At 61.3% G+C, this 25,492-nt stretch carries 12 protein-coding genes and 1 tRNA gene; 8 read left to right on the forward strand and 5 right to left on the reverse strand.

Annotated features, from left to right (window positions below):
* Nucleotides 1-120: 120 nt before the first annotated feature.
* Together H6650_18195 and xylB are read right to left on the reverse strand one after the other, a co-directional pair.
* Nucleotides 121-825 carry a class I SAM-dependent methyltransferase gene (locus tag H6650_18195; protein MCB8953942.1) on the reverse strand — a complete coding sequence of 235 codons (705 nt, stop codon included), beginning with the start codon at nt 823-825 and terminating at the stop codon, nt 121-123.
* A gap of 24 nt (nt 826-849) precedes the next feature.
* Complete coding sequence (gene xylB / locus H6650_18200) at nt 850-2,340, reverse strand: xylulokinase (protein MCB8953943.1); 1,491 nt, start codon at nt 2,338-2,340, stop codon at nt 850-852.
* Between the two features lie 530 nt (nt 2,341-2,870).
* Between xylB and pdxS the strand changes: the two genes are divergently transcribed.
* Both pdxS and pdxT read left to right on the forward strand, forming a co-directional pair.
* On the forward strand, nt 2,871-3,782 hold the full coding sequence (gene pdxS / locus H6650_18205; GenBank protein ID MCB8953944.1) for a pyridoxal 5'-phosphate synthase lyase subunit PdxS: 912 nt from the start codon (nt 2,871-2,873) through the stop codon (nt 3,780-3,782).
* 8 nt (nt 3,783-3,790) lie between these two features.
* Entirely contained in the window at nt 3,791-4,405 is a 615-nt protein-coding gene (gene pdxT, locus H6650_18210) for a pyridoxal 5'-phosphate synthase glutaminase subunit PdxT (GenBank protein MCB8953945.1), read from the forward strand.
* Nucleotides 4,406-4,574: 169 nt separating this feature from the next.
* Here pdxT and H6650_18215 read toward each other — a convergent pair whose 3' ends face one another.
* Nucleotides 4,575-6,776: a DUF4397 domain-containing protein gene (locus tag H6650_18215; protein ID MCB8953946.1), complete on the reverse strand. Its 2,202-nt coding sequence runs from the start codon at nt 6,774-6,776 to the stop codon at nt 4,575-4,577.
* Nucleotides 6,777-6,959: 183 nt separating this feature from the next.
* Nucleotides 6,960-10,001 carry a transglycosylase domain-containing protein gene (locus H6650_18220; protein ID MCB8953947.1) on the reverse strand — a complete coding sequence of 1,014 codons (3,042 nt, stop codon included), beginning with the start codon at nt 9,999-10,001 and terminating at the stop codon, nt 6,960-6,962.
* Between the two features lie 374 nt (nt 10,002-10,375).
* On the opposite strand from H6650_18220, the gene H6650_18225 reads away from it, so the two are divergent.
* Nucleotides 10,376-10,819 carry a heme-binding domain-containing protein gene (locus tag H6650_18225; protein MCB8953948.1) on the forward strand — a complete coding sequence of 148 codons (444 nt, stop codon included), beginning with the start codon at nt 10,376-10,378 and terminating at the stop codon, nt 10,817-10,819.
* A 66-nt stretch (nt 10,820-10,885) separates the two neighbouring features.
* Here the strand turns inward: H6650_18225 and H6650_18230 are convergent.
* Nucleotides 10,886-10,957 (reverse strand) — tRNA-Arg (locus tag H6650_18230).
* Nucleotides 10,958-12,187: 1,230 nt separating this feature from the next.
* On the opposite strand from H6650_18230, the gene H6650_18235 reads away from it, so the two are divergent.
* The 5 genes from H6650_18235 (at nt 12,188) to H6650_18255 (ending at nt 25,444) form a co-directional block, all read left to right on the forward strand.
* The gene (locus H6650_18235) at nt 12,188-13,645 is read left to right on the forward strand and encodes a PQQ-binding-like beta-propeller repeat protein (GenBank protein MCB8953949.1); all 1,458 of its coding nucleotides are present in this window, start codon (nt 12,188-12,190) and stop codon (nt 13,643-13,645) included.
* A 143-nt stretch (nt 13,646-13,788) separates the two neighbouring features.
* Nucleotides 13,789-16,026: a hypothetical protein gene (locus H6650_18240; protein ID MCB8953950.1), complete on the forward strand. Its 2,238-nt coding sequence runs from the start codon at nt 13,789-13,791 to the stop codon at nt 16,024-16,026.
* 991 nt (nt 16,027-17,017) lie between these two features.
* On the forward strand, nt 17,018-19,339 hold the full coding sequence (locus H6650_18245; GenBank protein MCB8953951.1) for a sodium-translocating pyrophosphatase: 2,322 nt from the start codon (nt 17,018-17,020) through the stop codon (nt 19,337-19,339).
* Nucleotides 19,340-19,719: 380 nt separating this feature from the next.
* Nucleotides 19,720-20,781 (forward strand): histone deacetylase, encoded by a 1,062-nt coding sequence (locus tag H6650_18250; protein MCB8953952.1) that lies wholly within the window; start codon nt 19,720-19,722, stop codon nt 20,779-20,781.
* Between the two features lie 130 nt (nt 20,782-20,911).
* Nucleotides 20,912-25,444, forward strand: a complete 4,533-nt coding sequence (locus H6650_18255) for a tetratricopeptide repeat protein (protein ID MCB8953953.1) — start codon at nt 20,912-20,914, stop codon at nt 25,442-25,444.
* Nucleotides 25,445-25,492: the final 48 nt, after the last annotated feature.

Consider the following 25,492-nt stretch of genomic DNA (forward strand, 5'->3'; position numbering starts at 1 on the left):
TGTTTCGCCGGAAACGGTTAGCGCGGCGAGTGCAAGCATACCAAAAGTCATGGCAAGTTGCCATGCAAATGACGCGGGGTTGTCAGCCTTTTTGGGCGGCGATCAGGCGGGCAATGGCTTCTACCCGGCTTGATGCGCTTGGGGGCGTTGGGACGCTTCGCCGCGGTCCAGGACGAGGACTTCGGAAGGGATGCCGTAGGGGGTGACGACGCGGCGATGGGCAATGCGCCAGTGGGCGGGGTCGGCGTAGGCGGCCAGGTGGATGGGACGGCAGCCGCCGACGCGGGCGGGGCGCAGGCGGAAGACGGCGGTCCACAGGGTGGATACCAGCCGGGAGGGGATGGTGACGCCGTGGGTGAGGCTGACGAGGCAGAGTTTGCCGCCGGGCTGCAAGACGCGGTGCGCTTCGGAAAAGGCGGCGTGGATGGCGGATGCCGGCAAAATATCCAACACATAACTGGAGACAACCCGATCCACCGTCTCGTCCGCCAGGGGGAAGCGCACCGCGCCATCCGTTTGCTGCACCACCGCCCGCGCAGCGAAATCGGCCAGCCGCCGCCTCGCCAGGTCCACCATGGTCTCACTGACATCGCAGCCGAGGTAGCTCGCCGATGCCGGCAACGCCTCCGCCAACAAACGCGCCGCCAATTTCCCCGTGCCGCAGCCAAACTCGAAGACGCGCCGCGCCCCGCCAAAATCGGCGTGCGCGATCAGATCGTCCAGCGCCGGGTCCTCATAGAAGCCCTGCGTATCCTGCTTCGCGCCAAAGCTATCATAGTAGGCGCGCGCCTCGGTTGTCGTCAATCCTGCATCTATTTGGCGCATCAAAAGCCTCGTTGCTGTCGTTTGTCAGGCGGCCAGATGATCAAAGGTTGGTTTTAGCGCCGGATAGAGGGCGCGGTAGAGTGGGTAGTGCGTCTGGTAGGCGGGGCTGTTGGGTCCGGGGGAGGTGATGCCGGTGATCTGGATGCCGGCATCACACGCCTCCGCCACCGTCCCAAACGCACCCAGGCCGGTGGCCGCCAGCAGCGCCGCCCCATAAGCCGCGCCCTCCACCGTGTTCACCGTGAGCAACTCGACCTGGAACACATCCGCCAGGATTTGTCGCCACAACGGGCTTTGCGCGCCGCCGCCGGAGGTGCGTACCTGGTTGATGGGGGAGATGCCGGCATTCTTCATTAACTCAAAACTATCCCGCAGCCCATACGCCACCCCCTCCAACACGGCGCGCGTCATGTGCGCGCGCGTGTGGCGCACCGTCAGACCCACAAACGCGGCGCGGGCCAACGGGTTGGGATAGGGCGTGCGCTCGCCGGTGAGGTAAGGGAGGAAAAGCAAGCCGTCGCCGCCGGGCGGAATGGCGGCGGCGGATTCGACCAGATCGGCGAAGGCCACCTCCGGCGCCACGGTGTCCCGATACCAGCGCAGGCTGCCCGCCGCCGACAGCATCACGCCCATCATGTGCCACTTGCCCGGAACCGCGTGGCAAAAGGCGTGCAGGCGGCCCTCCGGCTCCACCACGGGGATGTCGCTGCTGGCAAACACCACGCCGGATGTGCCCAGGCTGAGGGCGACCACGCCATCCACGACCGCGCCCGTGCCCACGGCGTTCGCCGCCTGATCTCCCCCGCCGCCCACAACGGAAATGCCGGCAGGCAACCCCGTGGCGGCGGCGGCGGCGGCGGTGACGGCCCCCGTGATCGCCGTGCCCTCGAAGGTGGGCGGCAACCATTTTTCGTCAATGCCCAACGCCGCCAGCACCTCCCCCGACCAGTCACGCCGACGCAAATCGAACAACTGCGTGCCGGCAGCCCCCGCCTTATCCGTGGCAAATTCGCCCGTGAGGCGGAAGCGCACGTAATCCTTCGGCAGCAGGATGCGCGCGACGCGGGCAAACACCTCCGGCTCGTGGTTCTTCACCCACAAAATCTTGGGCGCGGTAAAACCGGTGAGGGCATCGTTGCCCGTAATCTGGATAAGGCGCTGTCGCCCTATCCTGGCTCGCATCTCGTCGCATTCCGCTTCGGTGCGCTGGTCGTTCCACAAGATCGCCGGGCGCAGCACCCGGTCCTGGGCATCCAGCAGCACCAGCCCGTGCATCTGCCCCGTGAGACCCACGCCACGAATGGCCGCCGCGTCTACCCCGGTCTCCGCCAGGAGCTGCCGAATGCTTTCCACCGTGGCCGCCCACCAGCGTTCCGGCTGTTGCTCGCTCCACAACGGGTGCGGCGTCTCGTAATCATAGGACGACGCGGCCACGCCCACGACCTGGCCATCCGCGGCCATGAGCAGGGCTTTGGTGGCCGTGGTTGAGCTATCAATGCCGATGAAGTAATCCATAATCATCTCGCTTTGGTAACGGCCAGGCCCGATTGGACCAATCTCCAGAGAGAGCGTTAGTCGTTACTCGCTTTGGCGGATTCACGCGGCGCAATGCCGCGCCGGGTCAGGTTGCGCCCCGCATTCTATCATGTGGCGGTCAATCCACCACATCCTCATGCCAGAAAGTCGTCAGTCGGTGGTTGTCCGTGGTCCGCTGCGCCGCGCCCCCTTTTGCCCCTGCGTCCTCCCCCGCTCTTTTGGAATTGGACGCGAATTGGCGCATTTTGACAAAAAACAGTAGAGCCAATTCCATTGAAACCGGCTTGCCCTGTCTCTAAAATAGATTGCAGACTGGTTTTCCGTGCGTGGGCGGCAATGCGCCTCGTCGGCGAACAAGCCAAAACGGTTCCGGCGTGATGGGACTGGTCGCCATCTCGCTCCCGGAGCTGGAAAATCTGAAAACTTTCGCGCCACGCTGATCATTCCGCTCATCTCGCTTGCGGGCATGTCCGGCCTTCAGGGGGCGCAAACAACTTTGGAGGTAAAACATGGACACCGGGCACAGTGAAAATGGACAGCGCGAACTAGGCAGCGTCAACGTCAAACGCGGGTTGGCGCAGATGTTGAAGGGAGGCGTGATCATGGATGTGGTGACGCCGGAGCAGGCCGTCATCGCGGAACAGGCGGGGGCGTGCGCGGTGATGGCGTTGGAGCGCGTGCCGGCGGATATTCGTGTGCAGGGCGGCGTGGCGCGTATGTCCGATCCCGGTCTGATTCGGGAGATCATGGCCGCCGTCACCATTCCCGTGATGGCAAAATGCCGCATCGGGCACTTCGTCGAGGCGCAGATTTTGCAGGCTATCGGCGTTGATTACGTGGACGAGAGCGAAGTTCTCACTCCCGCCGATGAAGCCCACCACGTCAACAAGCACGCCTTCAAGATTCCCTTTGTTTGCGGCTGCCGCAACCTGGGCGAGGCGCTGCGGCGCATTGGCGAAGGCGCGGCCATGATCCGCACCAAAGGGGAGGCCGGCACGGGGGACGTGGTGGAAGCGGTGCGTCACGCGCGCGCCGTCTTGGGCGCAATCCGCCGCCTGCAATTGATGCCGGACGAAGAGCTGATGTCCTATGCCAAAGAGATCGGCGCGCCGTATGAACTGGTGCGCGAAACCAAGTCGCTGGGGCGTCTGCCGGTGGTCAACTTCGCCGCCGGCGGCATTGCCACGCCCGCCGACGCGGCTCTGATGATGCAGTTGGGCGTTGATGGCGTTTTCGTCGGCTCCGGCATCTTCAAGAGCGGCGATCCGGCGCGGCGGGCGAAGGCCATTGTGGAAGCGACCACCCACTACAACAACCCGGAGATTCTGGCTCAGGTGAGCGAGAATCTGGGCGAGCCGATGGTGGGCATCAGCGTCAGCAGCTTGCCAGAGGCGGAGCAGTTGGCGACGCGCGGCTGGTGATGAGGAAAGTGATGCGAATTGGTGTTTTGGCCTTGCAAGGGGCTTTTCGTGAACATGTGCGGATGCTGCGGAAGCTGGGCGCGGCGGCGGTGGAGGTGCGGCTGCCGGCAGACCTGGCGGACCTGGATGGGTTGATCATTCCGGGTGGCGAAAGCACGACGATTGGCAAACTGGCGCAGGCGTTTGGCTTGATGGAGCCGCTGCGCCGGTTTGCCCGCGAGAAGCCTGTTTGGGGGACGTGTGCCGGCATGATCTTCATGGCCCGCGATATTGGACGGGACCAGCCGCTGCTGGGTGTGATGGACATCGTGGTGGAGCGAAATGCGTTCGGGCGGCAGGTAGATAGCTTTGAAGTGGATTTGGAAGTGCCGGCATTGCCCTCTCTCCCCTCCGCCAACGGCAGCGCCCCCGCGCCCTATCACGCCGTTTTCATCCGCGCGCCCCGCCTCGTGGCCGCCGAAAATGGCGTCACCATCCTCGCGCGCCTGGCGGACGGAACCGCCGTGGCCGCGCAGGAGGGTCACTGGCTGGTCACGTCGTTCCACCCGGAACTCACCGACGACCCTCGCTTTCATCAATACTTCCTGCGCATGGTGGCAATGGCGCAAACGGCGCCCGGTTGAGAAAGTTAGCCGTTACGAAAACGGAAAAAAGAGTAACTGCCAAGCTGGATTGGACCAATTTTCTCTGGTGAAATGGGTCCAATCTCCAGAGAGCGTTAGTAGATACAAAAAAGAGACGGCCCCCGAGGGGACCGTCTCTTTTTTTAGGAGACCAGAAGCAAATGGGCTTTTAACGCGCCCAGAAGGAGGCGGGAACGTCGTTGCTCACGGGGAGCTGCGCCGTCGCGCCGTTGACTGTGCCGAACCAGATGCCCGCCTGGCCGGAACCGTCGCGGCAGATGTACAGACCGGCAATGCTGTTTCCGTTGACCGCGCCCAGGTAAGCGCCATCGCAACCGCCGTTGTTATAGGCGAAGTAGAGGCGGTCGTTGGTGGGTTGGAAGATCCAGTAGCCGGTGTCGTTGTTGCCGTCCACGAAGGAGAGGTTGCTGTAGAGGGTGAAGTTGTTCAGGTTGTAGCCGTCGCCATCGTCGAAGAGGAAGTTGACTTCCAGGACAGGCTTGATGCCGGCAGCGTCGCGGCTGATGACGGCGTTGAGTGTGGGGGTTCCCCCAAGCGCGAAGCCGGTAGCGTAAACGGTGTAGACGGTTTTCGCTTGCAGCAGGATGCCGGGCAGGCTGAGGACGACGGTGTTCGTGCCGGCAAGACGCACTTCCAGGTCGTATGTGCCGGCATCAACGGGCAAATACCCGCCAACTTCCGTGAAAGCAATGTTGCTGAACAACACCGGCCCACCATTGGCGACGGCGATATCCACCGCCGGCGCATCCGGCGAAGCGTGCAGGAAGCGTACGTGCGCCTTACCCGCCATCGGGATTGTGTTGTCATCCACCAACACCAGTGGCTGAATGTTTGCCAGCGTATTCACGGCGGCCACCGTGTAATCCGTGCCCAGTTGCAGGTCCAGCACCGCGGAAATCACGACCGGGCCTGGCTGGCCTGCCGGCACAACTTCCACCAGATAAGCGCCATTGGGCAGCGCCGCGTAGTCAGTAATTTCTTCGAAGGGCACATTGGCGAAAGCCACGGCGCCATTCACGCGCACATCCACGGCAGGCGCGTCAGGCGAGAGGTGCGCCACGCGCACACGCGCCGCGCCGGCGTCCGCGCTGACCACGGCGTTCAGTTCCGGCTGCCCACCGAGCGCAAAGCCCGTGGCGAAGACGGTGTACACAATCTGGTTATCCACGGTCACACTGGGGATGGAGAGAACAACGGTGTTCGTGCCCGCCAGGCGCACTTCCGCGCCATACGTGCCCGCGAGCAGGGGCGTGTACGCGGTGGCTTCCTTGAAGGCGACGTTGCTGAAGATGATGTTGCCACCCTCGCCGGCGATGTCCACAGCAGGGGCATCGGGGGAGGCGTGGACGAAGCGGACGTGCGCCCAACCGTCTTGCGGCAGGTCGTTGTTGTCCACCAGCACCAGCGGCTCAATGTTCGCCAGGGTGTTCACGGCGGCGACGGTGTAGTCCGTGCCCGCTTCCAGATCGAGGTAGGCGTCAATGACCACGGGGCCGGGTTGCCCTGCCGGCACAACCTGGACCTGGTAGTTGCCGGAAGGAAGAATGGCGTAATCGGTCACGTCTTCAAAAGGAATGTTGGTGAAAGCGGCAGCGCCATTGACGAGAACGTCCACGGCGGGCGCATCAGGGGAGGCATGGACGACACGAACGCGCGTGGGGCCGGCGTCGGCGACGAGGACGGCGTTCAGCGCCGGCTGCCCGCCGAGGGCGAAGCCGGTGGCGAAAACGGTGTAGACGGTGCGGTTAGCCAGGGCGATGCCGGGCAAAGAGAGGACGACGGTATTTGTGCCGGCAATGCGTACTTCCAGGTCATACGTCGTGGCGGCCACGGGCAGATAGTCGCCCACTTCGCCGAATGCCACGTTGCCGAAGAGGACGGGGCCGCCATTGGCGACGGCAATGTCCACGGCGGGGGCGTCAGGCGACGCATGGACGAAGCGAACGTGGGCGTTGCCCACGGCGGGCAGGCTGTTGTTGTCGATCATCACCAGCGGCTCGATATTCGCCAGGGTGTTGATGGCGGCGACGGTGTAGTCTGTTCCCGCGGCCAGGGTGAGGTCGGCTTCGATGACGACCGGGCCGGGTTGTCCGGCGGGGACGACCTGGATGTTATACGTGCCGGCAGGAAGCGCGGCGTAGTTCGTGATCTCTTCAAAAGGGATATTGGCAAAAGCGACTGCCCCATCCACCAGAACATCCACGGCGGGGGCATCGGGGGAGGCGTGGGCCACGCGCACTCGCGCATTAGCCTGGCTATCAGCAGCGGTTGGCTCGGCGGCTTGGGCCGTATTCAAGGCCAGGGCCATCAAGGCCGTCAGGGCGAACAAAAAGATTGTCAGGCGTTTCATTGTTTCTCCTTGTGTGAAACATAGTGATTTTTCAGGGCTTCTTATCGCAGCGCGACACAAGGGATAATACAACAAATGCACTGATAATGTCCATGTTTTGTAAATATGTCTCAGAATCGCTTAATCTGTGCGATTCATGTACAAAATAGCGACAAAGCGGCTGATTGGCTCCTTGAAGGGGGATCAACGGGCGACGAGACAGACGCGAACGGGTTGACTGGGGGTTTCGTTGCCGGCAGCATCCACCCCCACCACGCGAAACTGATGGCAGCCTGGTCCAGGTATTGTCCACTTTTCCGTGAACGGCGGCACCGTGCTGATGGCAAAGGGGACGCCCGCGCCGTCCACATAAAACTCCACCCGCGCCACCGACACGTCATCCGTCACCTGCGCCTGGATGATCACCCACTCCTCGTCCGTGAAAATGCTCTGGTCCGGCAGCGGGAAGAGGATGTCCGCCGTGGGTGGGGTGTTGTCAATTGTCACCTGCACGCTGGCTTCGGCAAACGTGCCGTCCGCGCGCACCACCGTCAGCAAAATGGTGTACAGACCGTTCAGGTTTGCCACGTCCCACTCCCCCAGCACGGCGTTATCTTTCGGCTCCGTCACGTTGTCCACAATCGGCGTCACATCCACCGGCGTGAGGCCTTTGAACGTGGCCAGGCGATAGTAGGCGAAGTTGTCGCCGCGGGCGCTGCCCACGATGGTTAGCCGATCTTTGACAAACTGGAAGGGCTGTGGCGAGAGAATGGCGACTTCTCCCTGGCTTTCGCCGCCGCCGGTCAGCGTGTCAAATTCCGTCGGCGGCTGTTCGATTTCGTTCTCCCGCACCCAGTCCGCCGCCTGTTCCGGGTAAATCTGGTACACCTTTGTCTCCACCAGATCGGGCGGCGTGGAGATGGTCGCCAGTCGCCCCGTCTCCCGATTGACGCGAAACGCCTGGTACATGTTGTCGTACAGCGTTGGCTCCGTCCCTTCTATAAAATATTCGCGCACTTGGGGGCAGAGGTCGGTAGGCAGCAGCCCGGAAGGGTAGCAGACGGATCGTTCGACAATGCCGGCAGGTTGGTTCCAACCCGGCGACGGCTCTTCCGCCAGTGCCCAACTCATGAAGGCGTGCCAGATGGGGGCCGCTCCTTTAGAGCCGGGCACATTCTCCATGGGCGTGTTGTCCGTGTTGCCCACCCACACCCCCGTCACCAACCGCGGCGTATAGCCGACCGTCCAGGCGTCGCGGTAGTCGTTGGTTGTGCCCGTCTTCACGGCGGCGGGGCGGTTGTCGGGGAGTTCCAGGGCATTGGGGCAGCCAAAGCCGGCGCAGCGGGCGTTGCGGTCGGAGAGCATGTCGTTCATGAGGAAGGCCAACTGCGGGGTGAGGATTTCGCGCCGCTGTGGCTGGTTGTATTCGTAGAGGATATTGCCGGCACGATCCTCCACGCGCAAAATCGCCACGGGGTCCAGGCCACGGAAGCCCAGCCGCTGCCGCTCCTCGGGGATCGGCTGCCCCACCATCACCCCCATGTTGTCCATCACGGAAAAGGCATAAACCATGTCCAGCAGTTTCACTTCCCCGCCGCCCAACGTGAGCGAAAGGCCATAGGCGTTGGCGCCCTGGTCCAGGCTGGTGATACCCAGGCTGTGCGCGGTGCGGATCACATTATCCACGCCCACCCAGCTCATCACCTGCACGGCGGGGACGTTGTAGCTGTTTGCCAGGGCGCGGCGGATGCTCAGGGGACCATGAAAGCGGCGGTCGTAGTTCTGCGGCACGTAGGCGACGCCGTTGTAGGGCGTGCCGAAATCCGTTTCCACGTCCAGCACCATCGTCGCCGGCGTATACCCCTGGCTCAACGCCGTGAGATAGGTAAACGGCTTGAAGGAGGAACCGGGCTGGCGCAGGCCATCTACGGCCACGTTGAAGGAGCCATCAATGGCTTCGTTCCAATAGTCCAGGCTGCCGACCATGGCTTTGATCTCTCCCGTGGTAGGGTCCAGGGCCACCAGCGCGGCATTGTTCACCTTATGGTCTATGCCGACGTCGGCACGGGGCAGGGGCGGCAGATAGGCGAGGGCGGCGCAGGCGGCGCGCTCGTCTACGGGCAGTTCGTCGCCCACGCGCCCGGAGAGACGGGCTACCTGGGCGCGCATGACGCACTCCGCCTGCTGCTGCATCTCCAGGTCCAGCGACGTGTAGACGCGCAGCCCGCCGCCCAGTACCATTTCCGGACCAAACTGCTGCTCCAATGCCTTACGCACGTAGAGGGCGAAGTGGGGCGCAATGATGTCGAAGCGGCTGGCGACGCTGGATTGCGTCTGGATAGGCGTGTATTTGGCCGTGACCAACTGCTCGCGGGTGAGATACCCTTCACGGAACATGGCATCCAGCACCAGTTCTTGCCGGGTTTTTGCTTCCGTGGGGTTGTCGATGGGGTTGAGGGCGGGGGATTGAGGGATGGCCGCCAGCATGGCTGCTTCGGCGATGGTCAGTTGCACGGCGGGCTTGTTGAAGTAAACGCGGGACGCGGCTTCAATGCCGTAGGCCAGGTTGCCGTAGAAATTGGTGTTTAGATACCATTCCAGGATTTGCTCTTTGGTGTAGACGCGGGAGATTTCTTGCGCCAGCAGCAGTTCTTCCACTTTGCGGCGATAGTCATCGAAGGAGACCTGGCCGACGACGACGCGCCGTTCGGGGGCGATGAGGTTGTTTTTGACGAGCTGCTGCGTGATGGAGGAGCCGCCTTGAATGGAGCCACCTTGCAGCACGTATTCGTAGAAGGCGCGGCCAATGCCTTGCAGGTCGAAGCCGCTGTTGGTCCAAAAGGTGCGGTCTTCGATGGCCACGGTGGCGTCGATGACGGCGGGCGGAATCTGGGCGAAGGGTAGCCATTGTCGGTCGCCGCCGCGCGGGTCGATGACTTCATTGATGAGGACGAGGTCGCGGCTGCCGTCGTGGTCCTGATCTGCGCCCCAGGCGTAGATTTTGGTGGTTTCAAAGGTGTCCGTATTCTGGCCCAGGGTTTCGATTTCCGTGAAGTCGGGCAGATCTTGGGTGAAGTAGGCGTAGACGGCGGCGACGGTGGTGACGCTGGTGAAGGTGAGGAGGAAGAGGGCGGTGAGCGAGAGGGCGACGAAGACGGCGAGGAGGCGCAGGGCCAGGCGTTTGCCTCCTCCCCGGTTTTGTTGGCGGCGCAGACGCCGCTGCATGATGCGTGTGGTTCGCGGCATGTGGTTTACCGTGGGTGGATGGCGAGGGCGCGTGGTTCGCGTCGGGTGTTTTTTGATTGTCAGCCTGTTGCCGGCAACCGGCTTAGCCGACGCGAGGGTTCGTCGTTATTTCTGGTTTATGTGTGGGGATTGTGCCGGCATTTTCCGCCAAAAGCAAATCCGCCCCATAACCTTTCCCCCGCTCAAGCGACTATTCCTCGCAGGTTAGTCTAGCGTAATAAACGCTTCTCCATGTTTGCCGTTTTGGAGATGAACACCCTATACTCAAGGGTTTATGTAAGGCGGTTCCGGTCGTCAGACTGGCGCGGAACCGCGATGGACGAGCATAGAAGTCGCAAGGAGAAAAGTCAATGAAGAAACGTAGTCGTGGGCGTATGATTGCCAATGTCCTGATCGGGCTGGTTGTGTTGCTGTTGCTGATCCAACTGGTGCCCTATGGACGTAACCATACCAACCCGCCCGTGATTAAGGAACCAAACTGGGACAGCCCGGAGACGCGGGCGCTGGCGCAAACGGCCTGTTTTGACTGCCACAGCAACGAAACGGTCTGGCCCTGGTACACGAACATCGCGCCCGCTTCCTGGCTGGTGCAGCGGGATGTGGAAGAGGGGCGCAGCCACCTGAATTTTTCTGAATGGGGGACGAGCCGGCGGCGTGGCGAGGAAGCGGATGAGATCGATAAGGCCCTCAATAGTGGGGAGATGCCACCGTTGCAGTATACGCTGATTCATGCCAACGCGCGCCTGACGGCGGCGGAGCGGGAGCAACTTTTGCGCGGTTTGCAGGCGACGCTGGCGGCTTCGGCGGTGCAAAAGTAGCGCCATTTGGTGGGGGAGGGGGCGTATGTAGAGAAAAAGTGCCGGCAGAAATGCCGGCACTTTTCATACCCCCGCCAGGACTCGAACCTGGGCTTCTGGCTCCGGAGGCCAGCGCTCTGTCCTCTGAGCTACGGGGGCCTTTAGGTGAACGCAAGTTTGCCATAGCCAGGGGGAAATGTCAAATACCGCCTATGCACACGGGGGCCACAACACGGATTGCCCCCCTTCCACAACCGCCCGGCAGCGTGCCCGCCCTTCTTTTCTTGTCCTGTGTGCGCCGTGGGCGGGTTTGCGGCGCGTTTGGGCGGGCACCAACGCACGAGTTTCCGTATTCGGCCTGATTTCACCGGCAATTATCTTGCCAATTCTGGATTTTCATGTAATATGCACGCGCCTATTCCTGATGCAATTTAGTACTTGAGTACATACCCACTTGGTTATCGAAAACCATTTTCGGCTATTTGTCATATACGGCAATATGGGTTGCATCAAACGGACACACTGCTATTCGTCGTCTTCTTGTTCCAGTTTGGTGGCTTACCGGGGTAAATTTGTTCCCGACCTTGCGGTGACAAGACCACTTGCGACGGCAATGCGCTGGCGTATACGGAAAGCCGCCCACGTTTTTCTCGACAACCGAATTTTCTAAAGCAAAAGTGGAAAAAGGCTGTGCTGCCTGATCTTCAATAGAAAGAACAACTGCTTTTGTTGGCCTTGTAGTGTTTTCTCGTAACTGCTAAGCCAGATTGGACCAATTTTCTAATCTCCAGAGCGTTAGTCGTTACGTCTTCTCAATAAAGTGGGGCAAAGTTGGTTGAGCCTGTCGAAACCGACGACCTTCGACAGGCTCAGGTGGCGGTTTCCCCAGAATATTGAGAAGTTGGGCCTCATGCGATTCGTGGTTGGGTAAGCTGTGCCTGCTAATACCCTGGTAGTGGGACGCTTCTGGGTATTTACAGGCGCGTAGCGCACAACGGAAAACCGTATATTTTGGGAACGAAGGATGAAGTTGTCTGGCACCCTGGTGAGCGCGGCAGGTTGTAACTATTCACGTCTCCGAGAGATTGGACCAATTTTGTAGACATCAATAAGATTCAACCAGAGCAAATTGGTCCAATCTGGGCAGATGACCTGTATAGTCACGGCAGGTTTTCCCACGGTCCGGGCGACAAAAATGAATAGCAGCATACTTTTTCCCCGCGTAAATCAACAATCTGTCTTCAGATTTCGCTCCCATTCGCGCAAGGCACATGTTTTTGAGGAGCAATGGTCACTACTCCCTGTTTTTTTCGTCGCTTTCGTGGCGACGTGTGAAATGACTGATATGTGTGGACAGAACAGAAGGAAGTTACGGAGGATTTTTTGTCAATGAATAGGGTTCGTGGTTTTGTCGCGTGGTTTGTTCTGGTGACTGTCATTGCCGGCATCACATTAATCTTCTCTCATCACACCGTCTTTGCCCAAATGGAATGGCAACTGGACGCGCCAATGCAAATTCCCCTGGGATGCTTCATGGCGCACTGCGACTCGCGTATGAGTGATTGGGCGGGCATGGCCCCCCCCAGCGCCGACGCGCAAATCATCTGGCATGACACCGTCACCAACAGCACGGGGGACCCGATTGGTTCCGGGCGTGGTCTTGGGTGCGTCGCCAACGGCACCTTCGCCGTCTGCACCTTTGGCCGCCTGCCGCAGGATTTCCCCAACACGCCGTGTGAAGATGTCGTCGATACACTGGTGGCTTATGGCTATGCCGGCAACGACGGCGTTCCTTATCGTATGTGGGGGTCGGGAACTGTTCTCAACTGCGCCGCTTTCAGCTCCGTCCCCCTGGTGCTGGCATCGGGCAGCGTCGTGGCCGCCGACAACGAGCGCATCGTCCGCTTCGACACCAACGGCAACCTCCTTTGGAACACGCCTACCCCCGGCGGACGCCCCATTAGCCTGGTGTTGAGCGATGGTGGCACTATCGTCATGGGCACGGCGGGCGGCCCGGTTTCCATTTACGACATCGCCACGGGAACGATGCTGGCCTCCCTGGACTTGATTGAGGACGGCGGACGCTACCACACGTCCAACACGCCCGCCGTGCGCGGCAATCGCATTTACATTTCCACTAACCACAGCGTCAATCCATCCTCCGGTCGCCTCTACGCTATTGATATGGTATCCAGTGGTGGCGGTTTGCCCGATTCCCTGCAAGTGGCCTGGTATTTTGAATTTAACGGACCCAGCGGCGTCAGCCCGTTTGCCTTCAATATGGATATGGTTTACTTTGATGGCGACCGCGACCTGGCCGGCGCGGATGCTCCCACCATGTACGCCGTGCGCGACCTGGGCGCTTCGCCGCAGCTTCTTTGGACCAAAGCCATGAACGGGCAGATGGAAGCCTCTTTTGCCCGTGACAAGCGCGGCGGCATGTGGGCTTATTCCGTGGGCAATCCCCCCGTGAGCAATCGCTGGCTCTATCGTATCGGCATGTACGACAGCAACGGGGACGGTATTGGCGACGTGCTGGAGCAAATTGATCTCGATGCGCTGGTTGGCGAGCCGGGTGTGCATGTGCCCTCTTCCGCCATGACGATGGCCGGCACGGCCAGCGCGCCCGTGATGATTGTGGGCGCCTCCGCGTACCTCCAGGGGGGCGGTGTCAGTTCCTCCTTTGTTGTGGCGATTGACCTGAACACGCGCGCGCTGTTGTGGAAGGTGCAGGTTCCGGATAACGTCTCTTCCTCGGGCCAGTTCCCCATCACGGGGGGAGCCTACGGCTCTCGCATATTCTTCACGAATCAGACCAACGGTACGTGGGTGATCGGCACACCATAGCCGTCGGCGCTGTTTTTGTCGTCTGTTTGGAGAAAGCTCAACGTCCAGGACGAACGTTGAGCTTTCCTGCTATCTTGCTCTTGCAGGACGGCAAATACTGACCACTATCTTACGCGGAAAGTTGTCACGGAGGATTGTTGTCGATGAATAAGGTTCGTGGTTCGGGTTTATGGGTGTTATTGGTAGCGGGCATTGCCGGCATTCTCTTCATCACGCATCACGTCGCCACAGCCGCCACCCCGGAAACGGAAAAGTCAGGGACGGAGGGGCAATTGTTGGGCATTTTTGGCTGCTTCATGGCGCACTGCGATTCGCGCATGAGCGATTGGGCGGGCATGGCTCCTCCCGATGCCGGCGCGCAAATTATCTGGCACGATACCGTCACCACCAGTACGGGTGATCCGATTGGTTCCGGGCGCGGCCTCGGCTGCGTTGCCAACGGCACCTCCGCGGTCTGCACTTTTGGCCGCCTGCCCCAGGATTTCCCCAACACCCCCTGCGAAGATGTCGTCGATACGCTCGTGGCCTACGGTTATGCCGGCAACGACGGCATGCCCTACCGCATGTGGGGGTCGGGAACCACGCTCAACTGCGCCGCCTTCAGCTCCGCCCCCCTGGTGCTGGCGTCGGGGAGCGTTGTAGCCGCCGACAACGAGCGCATCGTCCGCTTCGGTGCCAGCGGCAACCTCCTCTGGAACACCCCCACCCCCGGCGGACGCCCCATCAGTTTGGTGATGAGCGACAGCGGCGTGATCGTCATGGGCACGGCGGGCGGCCCGGTTTCCATCTACGACATCGCCACCGGCACGATGCTGGCCTCCCTGGACCTGGTCGCCAACGGCGGACGCTACCACACAGCCAACACGCCCGCCGTGCGCGGCGACCGCATTTACATTTCCACCAATCACAACGTTGACACTTCCTCCGGGCGCCTCTACGCGATTGACATGGTCTCCAGCGGCGGCGGCCTCCCCGACTCCCTGGAGGTGGCCTGGTACTACCCGTTTAACGGCCCCAGCGGCACCAGCCCTTTTGCCTACGACGCCGATATGATCTATTTTGATGGTGACCGCGATCTGGCCGGCGCCGATACCCCCACCATCTACGCCTTGCGCGACCTGGGCACAACCCGCCAGCTCTTGTGGACCAAAGGCATGCCCGGGCACATGGAAGCCTCGTTTGCCTTCGACAGGCGCGGCGGTATGTGGGCCTATTCCATCGGAAATCCACTTTCCGACAACCGCTGGCTATATCGCCTGAGTATGTATGACACCAACGGGGATGGTATCGGCGACGTGCTGGAACAGATCGATCTGGACGAGCTTGTGGGAGAGACTGGCGTTCACGTTCCTTCCTCGGCCATGACCTTGATGGGGACGGACAGCACCCCCGTTATGATCGTGGGCGCATCTTCTTCCCAGGAGGGTGGCGGTGTCTCCTCTTCTTATGTCGTCGCCGTTGATCTGAGCGCCCACTCATTGCTGTGGAAGGCGCAGGTTCCCGACAATGTCTCCACCGCTGGACAGTTCCCCATTACAACCGGGACTTATGGCCCCCGTATCTTTTTTACGAACCAGACCAATGGCACCTGGACAATTGGCGCGCCGGTCGCCCCTCCCCATGACGTCATCTACCTCAGTTCCACGACGAACGGTAATGTGGGCGGCATTTCCTTTAATGATGAAGACATAATCAGCTACGACACGGGCAGCGGCGAATGGGCCATGGTTTTTGATGGCTCCGACGTGGGGCTGACGGGGGACGTGGATGCCTTCTCCTTCTTGGCCGATGGTTCACTGCTGTTGAGCGTGGATTCGTCCACCACCCTGGGGGGCATCTCCGTGGATGATTCCGATATTGTGCATTTCGCGCCTGCGTTGCTTGGGCCGAATACGTCCGGCACTTTTTCCCTCTACTTCGACGGTTCCGACGTGGGTTTGAGCACCAGCGGTGAAGACGTTGACGCGCTGCACATTCGCCCGGATGGCCGTTTGGTTATGAGCTTTGTTGGCAGCTACAACGTTAGCGGCGCGTCGGGAGATGACGAGGACCTGGTTCTATTTTCTCCCGTCAACCTGGGAACCGATACGGTCGGCACGTGGAACCTGTACCTGGATGCTTCTGATGTGGGTCTGGGCAACTCGTCCAGCGAAGACACGAAGGGTGTGTGGATTGACCCGGCAAACGGTGACATCTACCTGACGACGGATGGCAATTTTAGTGTCAGCGGCGTGAGCGGCACCGGGTCCGACATCTTCATTTGCCATCCCATCGTGTTAGGAAGTAATGCTTCTTGCGATTTTGAGCCTGATCTCTACTGGGATGGGTCGGCCTATGGCTTTGGGAGCGAGGTGGTGGACGCTATTGAGATTGTGCGCTAGGGAGCAACCGCGCACCCTCTCCCGGATTGAGCCTGTCCACACCCACACTGCCTTCGACAGGCTCCGGAAGCTGGAAGCGGCATTTCACCGTTTGCATGCTGAGCTTGTCGAAGCCCATATTGCCCTCGGCAGGCTCCGGCAACGGCCCAAAGGCGCAGGCAATAGGTTAAGGGCGTTAAGATTTGGAAATGACGGATGCGTTGGAAGGGTTCTTGCTTGTTGGAGCATCTTCTCAATGGGTGTGTTTCATTTCAGTTGACTGTTGCTTGCTATAGGACAATTCGCTGAATTGTCCTCCGCCGTGAAGGGACAATTTCGGCAAATTGTCCTACGGTGCGGGCGGGCGATTTGGCAAAGGGTGTGTCTCATTTCAGTTGACTGCTGCCTGCTGTAGGACAATTCGCTGAATTGTCCTCCGCCGTGAAGGGACAATTTCGGCAAATTGTCCTACGGCCGGCGCGAACCCGGAGTGGTTACGCCAGGGAAGTGGTGGCAAAGAATAGTTGCCCCCCTTTTCTCATCAGCACCAATGACCGGTCAGTTTCATTTGACAGTGATTGTGAACTCTATTACAATCGCTTCGTTTCAAACCTACGTCCCACGTTTTGTACACCCCGTGTACCTACAAAATGAACCGAGAGCGGGTATCCCCGCTTTTTTTATGTTAACGCCGATGTTTGTAAAAATGCCGGCACGTCATTATCGCCTACCAGCCGCTCGCGGACAGCACGAACGCCTGGCAGACATTAAAACAGATTGACTCGTCACTGCCTGGCGCTAGCCTGACCGCCGCGATGTGTGCATCACCCGGAAGCCAGACTGTGAGTCGCGGCGTGCCCCTTTTCTCTGGTGCGCCGCCACACCGACAGTGACTGCGCGGCCCTGGCCCCTCGCCCACCGCCGCCACCTGGTCCTACAAACGGCTCACCTTCTTCAAGCTGTTTGCTGCCCAACAGGGGACGAGTCCAGACGAATCTCGGAGGTCCCGCAAATGAATATCGCCAACATCTACAGCAGCATTTTGCCCCAATCCGCAGGGCGCGCCCCCTTGCCTCTGGCCTGGTGGCTGGCTCCTATTGGGGCAATCGTAGCCCTGATCTTTGCCGTCTACTTCTACCGCTCCGTCATGGAGCGCAGCGAAGGAAACGCGCGCATGATCGAAATCGCCCAGGCGGTACGCGAAGGAGCCATGGCCTATCTGCGCCAACAATATCGCATCGTGGCCCTGGCTTTTGCCGCGCTCTTCCTCATCTTCGCCATTCTGGCCCTTGTCGGCGTGCAAAACCCCATCATTCCCGTCGCTTTTCTCACCGGCGGCCTGTTTTCCGGCCTGTGCGGCTTCATCGGCATGCGCACCGCCACCAACGCCTCGGCGCGCACCGCCCAGGCGGCCAGCGAAAGCCTGAATGGTGGTCTCCAGGTCGCGCTGCGTGCCGGAGCCGTCATGGGGCTGGTTGTCGTCGGCTTCGCCCTGTTGGACATTGCCGTCTGGTTCCTCATTCTCTACTATGTGTTCCCGGCGCTGTTCCCCGACAGCTTCCTCAGCGGGGCCAATCCGCTGCCGCAGATCACGGCCACCATGCTCAGCTTCGGCATGGGGGCGTCCACCCAGGCGCTGTTTGCGCGCGTGGGCGGCGGCATCTACACCAAGGCGGCGGACGTGGGCGCGGACCTGGTGGGCAAGGTGGAGGCGGGTATTCCTGAGGACGACCCGCGCAACCCGGCGACGATTGCGGATAATGTGGGCGATAACGTGGGCGACGTTGCCGGCATGGGCGCGGACCTCTACGAATCTTATGCCGGTTCCATTCTGGCAACCGCCGCGCTAGGTGTCGCCGCCGTCGCCACGGCCTCCGCCGACTTCCTCGGCGGCGTAGACCGGATCGTCATGCAGCTTCGCTATCTTTCCGCGCCGATGGTGTTGGCGGCGGTGGGCGTGTTCCTGTCCATTGCCGGCATTTACTTCGTACGTGCCGATGAAGGAGCCAGCCAACAGAAACTTATCTCCGCTCTCAGCCGCGGCCTCTATGGCAGCTCCCTCGGCATCGCCATCCTCGGCCTCGGCGTCGTCTACCTGCTCGAATTGCCCAACGCCTTCGCCATCTGGATCGCCATCGTCACCGGCCTGGTCGTGGGCATCATCGTCGGCAAATCCACCGAATACTACACCTCCCACGCCTATGACCCCACGCGCGGCATCGCCGTCCAGGCGGAAACCAGCTCCGCCACCGCCCTCATCGAAGGGTTAGCCGTAGGTATGGAATCCGGCGGCCTGCCCGTGGCCGTGGTTGCCATCGGCATCGCCATCAGCTTCTACGCCGCCGGTGGAACCGGTAACATGCTCATGGGGCTTTATGGTGTCGGCATCGCCGCCGTGGGGATGCTCTCCACGCTTGGCTTTACCCTGGCTACCGACGCCTACGGCCCTATCGCGGACAACGCCGGCGGCAACGCGGAGATGGCCGGCCTGCCCCCGCATGTGCGCGAGCGCACCGATCAGTTGGACGCCGTCGGCAACACCACGGCGGCCACGGGCAAAGGGTTCGCCATTGGCTCCGCCGCGCTCACGTCAATGGCTTTGCTGGCCGCGTATCTGGAGGAATTGCGCCTGGGTTTGATTGAGTTTCGCGGCGTGGAGCAGTTGGAAATTGCCGGCAAAACCATTGCCGTGCAGCAGATGACCATTCCCGATTTCATGACCTACTTCAACGTCACCCTGCTCAACCCCGCCGTCCTCATCGGCATCTTTGCCGGCGCGGCCACCGCCTTCTACTTCTCGGCCATGACCATGCGCGCCGTAGGGCGCGCCGCCGGCGGCATGGTGGAAGAAGTGCGGCGGCAATTCCGCGAACTCCCCGGCATCCTCCAGGGCACGGACAAACCAGACTACGCCCGCTGCGTGGAAATCAGCACCGCCTCCGCGCAAAAAGAGATGATCGCCCCCTCCGTCTTGGCGATTGCCGTCCCCGTGGTTATTGGCGTCCTCTTTGGCCCAGCGGGCGTGTTGGGCCTGCTTGTCGGCGGCCTGACCACGGGCTTCTCATTAGCGGTGATGATGTCCAACGCCGGCGGGGCCTGGGACAACGCCAAAAAGTACATCGAAGCCGGCGCGCATGGCGGCAAAGGCTCCATCGCCCACAAGGCCGCCGTCGTTGGCGATACCGTGGGCGATCCGTTCAAGGACACCTCCGGTCCCTCGCTGAACATCTTGATCAAGCTGATGTCCATGGTCTCCGTCGTATTTGCCGGCCTTGTCGTCTCCTTTGGCAGCAGCGGGCTGGTGGGGATGCTGCTGGAGGCGTTGGGCAAGTAGTCACCGCCCGATGACCCGGTTTGGGGGAGATGAAAGAGCGAACGGCTAATGGACGATCATTTCCATTAGCCGTTCGCGTATTGAGCGGGCAACGGGAAACGGGCAGTGCCGCGACGATTATAGGCGGTCACTTTAGAACCCTGCAAGCGCATCCGTCAATTCCCGAGCGAAGCCTTTATTGACGGATGTGCCCTCAGTAACCGTCCGAAAACAACTTCATACTTTTTACGGACGCTTACTGCCAGGCTATCATGGATAGCCGCTGTCCATGATAGCCGCTGTCCGCACATTTCCGCTAAATTAATCGCGGACAGCCACTTAGGACTTATGTCAGTTTCATGCATTCTACGTTGCCGGCAAAATTGGGGTAAAATGATAGTGTGAACCAGCAATTGCCGACTTGCCTCGTTTATGCGCCCGCCCTCGCCCACACCTGGCCCGATCATCCGGAAAACGCGGAACGGACACAGGCGATCCGCGATCTTTTGCGCGCCGATGGGATTTGGGGGCGGGTGGCGCATGTGCCTCCCGTGCCGGCATCGGACGAACAACTCATCAGCGTCCATAGCCCGCGCCTCCTGCGCGCCTTGCGCCAAATGGCCGGCGAAGGCGGCGGCTTCATCGGCGGTGATACGTACGTCACCGAAGCCAGCTACGACCTGGCCCGGCTCGCCGCCGGCGGTTGCTGCGCCGCCGCCGACCACATCATGCGCGGCCACAGCGGCAATGGTCTGGCTATTGTGCGTCCACCGGGGCATCATGCCGGCAAATCCCAGGTCAGCGGCTTCTGTCTCATCAACAACATCGCCGTTGCCGCCCGCCACCTCCAGGCCGTCTATGGTCTGCGCCGCATCCTCGTCATAGACGTAGACGTTCATCATGGCAATGGCACACAAGACATATTCTACGACGACCCTACCGTCCTGTTCATCACCAGTCATCTCTACCTGCCGCTTTACTTCTACCCTGGTTCCGGCGCGGCGCACGAAACGGGTCGCGGTCCAGGGCGCGGCTTCACGTTGAACGTTCCCGTGCCCGCCTACGTCGGCGACAACGGCTACCGGCGGCTTTTTGCCGAAGTCATTTGCCCCAAGATCGCCGCCTTCCGCCCCGAATTCGTCCTCGTTTCCATCGGATTCGACGCCCATTGGGCCGATCCCCTCTCCGCCTCTGGCCTTACACTCACAGGCTACGCCCAGATTGTACGCACGCTGCTGCGTGTTGCTACGGAGCAGTGCCAGGGGCGCATCTTGTTTATCCTCGAAGGCGGCTATTTGCAAAAAGCCTTGACCTATGGCGTCCTCAATTTGCTCACCGCGCTCACCGGGCGGCAGGAGGTGCGCGACCCGCTCGGTCCCTTGCCACACCCCGAAGCGGATGTGTCCGACCTGATTGCGGATCTGCGCCATCGACATTTGCTTTCTGAGGGGAATTCCGCATAATACGCCCAGGTTGACCATAAGTGACCGTCGAACAGCAAATGCTCGCGCTTTGTGGACGGTTACTGACAAGCTATCCAAGACGGCAGCTGAATACGGGCAGTTGACCCGGGGTGTGGTGACGCAGAGCAACATGAGCGAGATTTCCATACACGCCTACCATGAACGGATCGAAAAACTGATTGAGGAAAGCCGCCTCGCGGAAGCCGTGACGCACTGCCGGCATATTCTCAACCAGCATCCTCGCCATATCGCCACCTATCGCCTCCTGGGTAAGGCCTTCCTGGAGCAGCAGCAGTACAGCAGCGCCGTGGATCTCTTCCAGCGCGTCCTCAGTGCCGATCCAGAAGATTTTATCGCCCACATTGGTCTTTCCATTGCCTACAAAGCGGAACAACTCCAGACACAGGCTATCTGGCACATGGAGCGCGCCTTCGAGATCGATCCCTACAACGCCGTTATCCAGGACGAGTTGAAAGCCCTCTACGCCCAGCGAGATGGCATCGCCCCGGAGCGCCTCATTCTTACGCAAGGCGCGCTGGCCCGCCTGCACTATCGCAGCGGTCTTTATCCGCAAGCGATTGCCGCCACCCGCGAACTGCTGGCCGCCGACCCCGGTCGCGTGGACCTGCAAACATTGCTGGCCGAAGCGCTCTGGCGCGATGACCAGCGCGTGGATGCCGTGGCTATTTGCCTGAACTTGCTGCAAACGCTGCCTAATTGCATCAAGGCAAACGCTATTCTGGCAGAGGTCTGGCTGCAAACAGGGCGCATCAGTGAAGCGCATCATTACATGCAGCGATTGCAGCCGCTGACACTGCTGGATCATCAATACGCGGCGTTGGAAACGCCCGTTGGCAGCGCTTTCCGCACGGAAGGGGCTTTGCCCGTGCCGCCGGAACAATGGGTGGACGAACTGGATGACGCCGAACTGCTGCACGAAGAAGTCGCCGAACCCGCGGCGGATTGGGTCAGCGAACTCACCCGCCTCGACGAATCCGACGATGCCGTGGACGTAAACTGGTTTGACGACACGCCCGACCTGGACTGGTTCAAAGCCCCGCCGCAAGAACCCACCGCCATCGTCGATGACGTGCCGGACTGGTTGCGTGAGATTAGCGATGAGACGGGGATGGACCTTTTCGACGCTGCCGCTGAACCGCTGCCTACAGGCGAATCGCCGACGCTGATGGTCGAAGACGAATCGGAAGAAGATGTCGCGCCTATGGACGCAGCGGCTGACGACGCCTTACCCATCCTGGAGGATGACGACGGCATGGAAACGTCCCCGGCGCTTGATCTGGTGGACATGGATGAGGCCTTCGCCGCCGCCGATGCCGATTTTGCCGACTGGCTGGACCAGACGTTGGTTGAACATGGCGATGCCCCACCGGAACCTGTTGCGGCTGTGTCGCCGCCGGTCATGCCAGACCCGCGGTTGGTGGCGAATCTGCCCGACTGGCTGCGTGACGATGAAGCGGATGGGGATGAGGAATCTGTGCCGGCATCTAATCTGCTGGACGAACTGGCGCTGCTGGCTGCCGACGAGGAAGATGATGACGCCGACGATGCCCCTGCGGCGGAGGCGCGGCTGATGATGACGCTAGACGAGGTTCCTACAGGAGAGCTGCCTGACTGGGTACGTGCCGGCATTGACGCCGCTCCCGATGACGAAGGGGAGTTTCCCGCCTGGCAAGCCGAAGACCCCGACCCCTTTCCCGCGGCGGTTCATACCGGGGCTTTAAGTGGTTTTCTCGCCGACGACCAATCTGACGCGCCGAATACGGACGACGAAGACCTGCAAACCTGGTTCGCTACTCTGGCCGACCGGGAAAATACCGACGCGGACCCGTTCAGCGCCAACGTGGAAAACGTCACCGTAGCCATGACGGATTCGGGCGATCTGACCACATGGCTGGATGAAATGATGCAAGATTTGGCTGTGGAGCACACGGACGACCCGGAATCAGGCCAGGTGCTCCCGCCAGCGCTACAATTCGAGGTTCAAGCCATGAGCGAAATCGACGACTCCAGAAACGACCAACTGGACGCACCGGAGGAAGAAGAAGCCTCTGCCGCCATGAAGCCAGTCCCGCATGAGGAAGCGGCGCAGAAAGCGGCGCAAGAAGCGGCGCAGAAAGCGGCGCAAGAAGCGGCGCAGGAAGCGGCGCAAGAAGCGGCGCAAGAAGCGGCGCAAGAAGCGGCGCAGGAAGCGGCGCAGGAAGCGGCGCAGGAAGCGGCGCAAGAAGCGGCGCAAGAAGCGGCGCTGGATGAGATTCCTGACTGGTTGCAAATGGACCTGGACAGTGGAGATGATGTTGGTGCGCTTCCCGACTGGTTGCAACCCCCCTCATCCGAGTCCCGTTTGGAGGACGCGGAACTCCCCAGTTGGCTGAAGACACCCACGCCGCCTGCCGCCGCAACCGAGGATGCCTCCCCGGATGATGCCCAGTTGGCTGACGCTGACCTTACCTGGCTGGATCAGATTGCCGCCGGACAGGGGGCCGCTTTGGAGGAACCGCCGACGCTTACCTGGCCTGAAGATGCCGCCGTGCCCGACGCCGACCTGGATTGGCTTGCCCGGCTCAGTGAAGGGGACGATGTGAGCGATGAGGCGGTTTTGCCAGATGAAGCGGGCGAGGCGTATGACTGGCTGGGGCAGATGGCCGCGGGGAGCGATCTGAGCGGCGATGCGCTCACCATGGCCGCCGACGATGGCGATGAGGACGACATTTTCGCCAATGTGCCGGAGGACCCGGAGGCGGCGATGGCCTGGCTGGAGCAGTTGGCGGCGCGTCAGGGTGCGCCGTTGGAGGAACTGCCAACGATCGACGAGGCGGTATCCGCGGAAAAGTACGCGGACGTCATTGGCGCGGAGCCAGAGCCGGCTGCCGCGGACCAATTCCCCGCCGCCGAACTGACGGAGGTTGGGGCGCTGGCTCTGGAAATGCCGGAAGACCCGGAAGCGGCGATGGCCTGGCTAGAACAGTTGGCGGCGCGCCAGGGTGCGCCGTTGGACGAGTTGCCGACGGTGACGGAACGTCCCCCGACGACGGAACCGCCGGTTGCTGCTGTGGCGGCGGAGGCGGAACCGGCTGTCGAGCTTCCTGCTCTTGTCTCGGAGCCGGAGGAAGTGCCGGCATTGGAGCCGGAGGAAGAAGTGGAAGCCACGCCAGCCGCCGCGGAAGCGCTGGCGGCGGAGATGCCGGAGGACCCGGAAGCGGCGATGGCCTGGCTGGAGCAGTTGGCGGCGCGCCAGGGTGCGCCGTTGGAGGAACTGCCAACGATCAGCGAGGCTGCCCCTGATGACGTTGTCGCGGCGGTGGAACAAGAGGAAATGCCGGCAGCGCCGCCAGCGGAACGATCCGCAGCAGCGGAGTTGGAGAGTTGGCTTGACGAATCGTTGTCGGCTGAGGATTTTGCCGCCCAGATTCCTGATGATCCGGAGGCGGCAATGGCCTGGCTGGAGCAGTTGGCGGCGCGTCAGGGCGCGCCGTTGGACGAGTTGCCCACGGTGGCGGAACGTTACCCGGTGACGGAATCGCCTACAACAGAGGAAGCGCCCGCGCCGGAGCCGCCGGCCGTGGAGGCGGCAGCGCCCGAAGCGGAAACGGTGGAAGCGGAAGCGGAAATGGCCGTGGCGGATGTTGTGCCGGACGATCTAGAAGCGGCGATGGCCTGGCTGGAGCAGTTGGCGGCGCGCCAGGGCGCATCGCTGGACGAACTGCCAACGGTGACGGAACGTCCCCCGGTGACGGAACGTCCCCCGGTGGCGGAACAACCTCCGATACCGGTGGAAGAAGTGGCGGAAATGCCGGCAGCAGACGACTTGTCTATCAGCGTACCCACAGAACCGGAAACTGCGCCAATACCCGAACCGGTCGCCCCGCCGCCGGTGGAAGTTGTCTCCGCCGATGCTGCCGTTTGGGACGAAGAAGTGCCCGAAGATTCAGTGGCGGCGCTGGATTGGCTGGTGCGTCTGGCCCTGGCCGATATGGCGCAAGAGGAATGGGAGTTGGAAACCCCTCCCGCCGCGGCTCCGACCGAAGAGATTGATCTTGATTGGTTGGTGGCGGACGAGGTGGAAGCGGAGGCAACGGCTGCCGTGGAGCCTGCTTTTGATTGGGAGGCAATGAGCGAACTGGAAGTGGCCGAGTCGCTCCCCGATTGGCTCTCCGCGGAGACGCCGACGGAAGGGCCGGATTGGCTGGCGGGGCTGGATGAAGCGGACCTGGATGACTGGCTCATTGCCGAAGAAGCGGCGGCGGAAGCGGCGGAGTTTACACTGCCGGAAACGGGTGCGCTGCTGACGCTGGAATCGTTGGCGTCGCATGCCACGACGGAAGAGGAAGTCGAAGCGGAAACACCCCTGATGGCGGAGCGGCCATCTGTGGAAGAAGCAGCAGGAGCCGGTTTGGACGTGGATAGGTTGAATCAGGCGCGCGCGGCGGTAGATGCCGGCAATATCGACGAAGCCCTCACCCTCTACCAATCCCTCGTGGACGCCGGAGCCGGACTGGACGCAATTGTCTCCGACCTGGAAGCCGCCTCAACCCGCTTTCGTCGTCGCCCGCTGCTGCGCCGCCTCCTCGGCGATGCCTACGTACAGCAGGGCAACCTGCAAAAAGCGTTAAACATCTACCGCGAGGTCATGGACGACCTCTAACAATTTGCTTAGGCTTTTTCGGAATTTGAATGGTCCTATTCCATACCG

The sequence above is a fragment of the Ardenticatenales bacterium genome, from assembly GCA_020634515.1.
In the GTDB taxonomy this organism is placed as follows: Bacteria; Chloroflexota; Anaerolineae; order Promineifilales; family Promineifilaceae; genus JAGVTM01.

Bases quoted from the DNA above. Each gene is read 5' to 3' on its own strand.
- H6650_18195 (MCB8953942.1), bottom strand. From the start codon at position 825: ATGCGCCAAATAGATGCAGGATTGACGACAACCGAGGCGCGCGCCTAC.
- H6650_18255 (MCB8953953.1), top strand. From the start codon at position 20,912: ATGAGCGAGATTTCCATACACGCCTACCATGAACGGATCGAAAAACTG.
- xylB (MCB8953943.1), bottom strand. From the start codon at position 2,340: ATGGATTACTTCATCGGCATTGATAGCTCAACCACGGCCACCAAAGCC.
- H6650_18220 (MCB8953947.1), bottom strand. From the start codon at position 10,001: ATGCCGCGAACCACACGCATCATGCAGCGGCGTCTGCGCCGCCAACAA.
- H6650_18240 (MCB8953950.1), top strand. From the start codon at position 13,789: ATGAATAAGGTTCGTGGTTCGGGTTTATGGGTGTTATTGGTAGCGGGC.
- H6650_18235 (MCB8953949.1), top strand. From the start codon at position 12,188: ATGAATAGGGTTCGTGGTTTTGTCGCGTGGTTTGTTCTGGTGACTGTC.
- H6650_18245 (MCB8953951.1), top strand. From the start codon at position 17,018: ATGAATATCGCCAACATCTACAGCAGCATTTTGCCCCAATCCGCAGGG.
- H6650_18225 (MCB8953948.1), top strand. From the start codon at position 10,376: ATGATTGCCAATGTCCTGATCGGGCTGGTTGTGTTGCTGTTGCTGATC.
- pdxS (MCB8953944.1), top strand. From the start codon at position 2,871: ATGGACACCGGGCACAGTGAAAATGGACAGCGCGAACTAGGCAGCGTC.
- H6650_18215 (MCB8953946.1), bottom strand. From the start codon at position 6,776: ATGAAACGCCTGACAATCTTTTTGTTCGCCCTGACGGCCTTGATGGCC.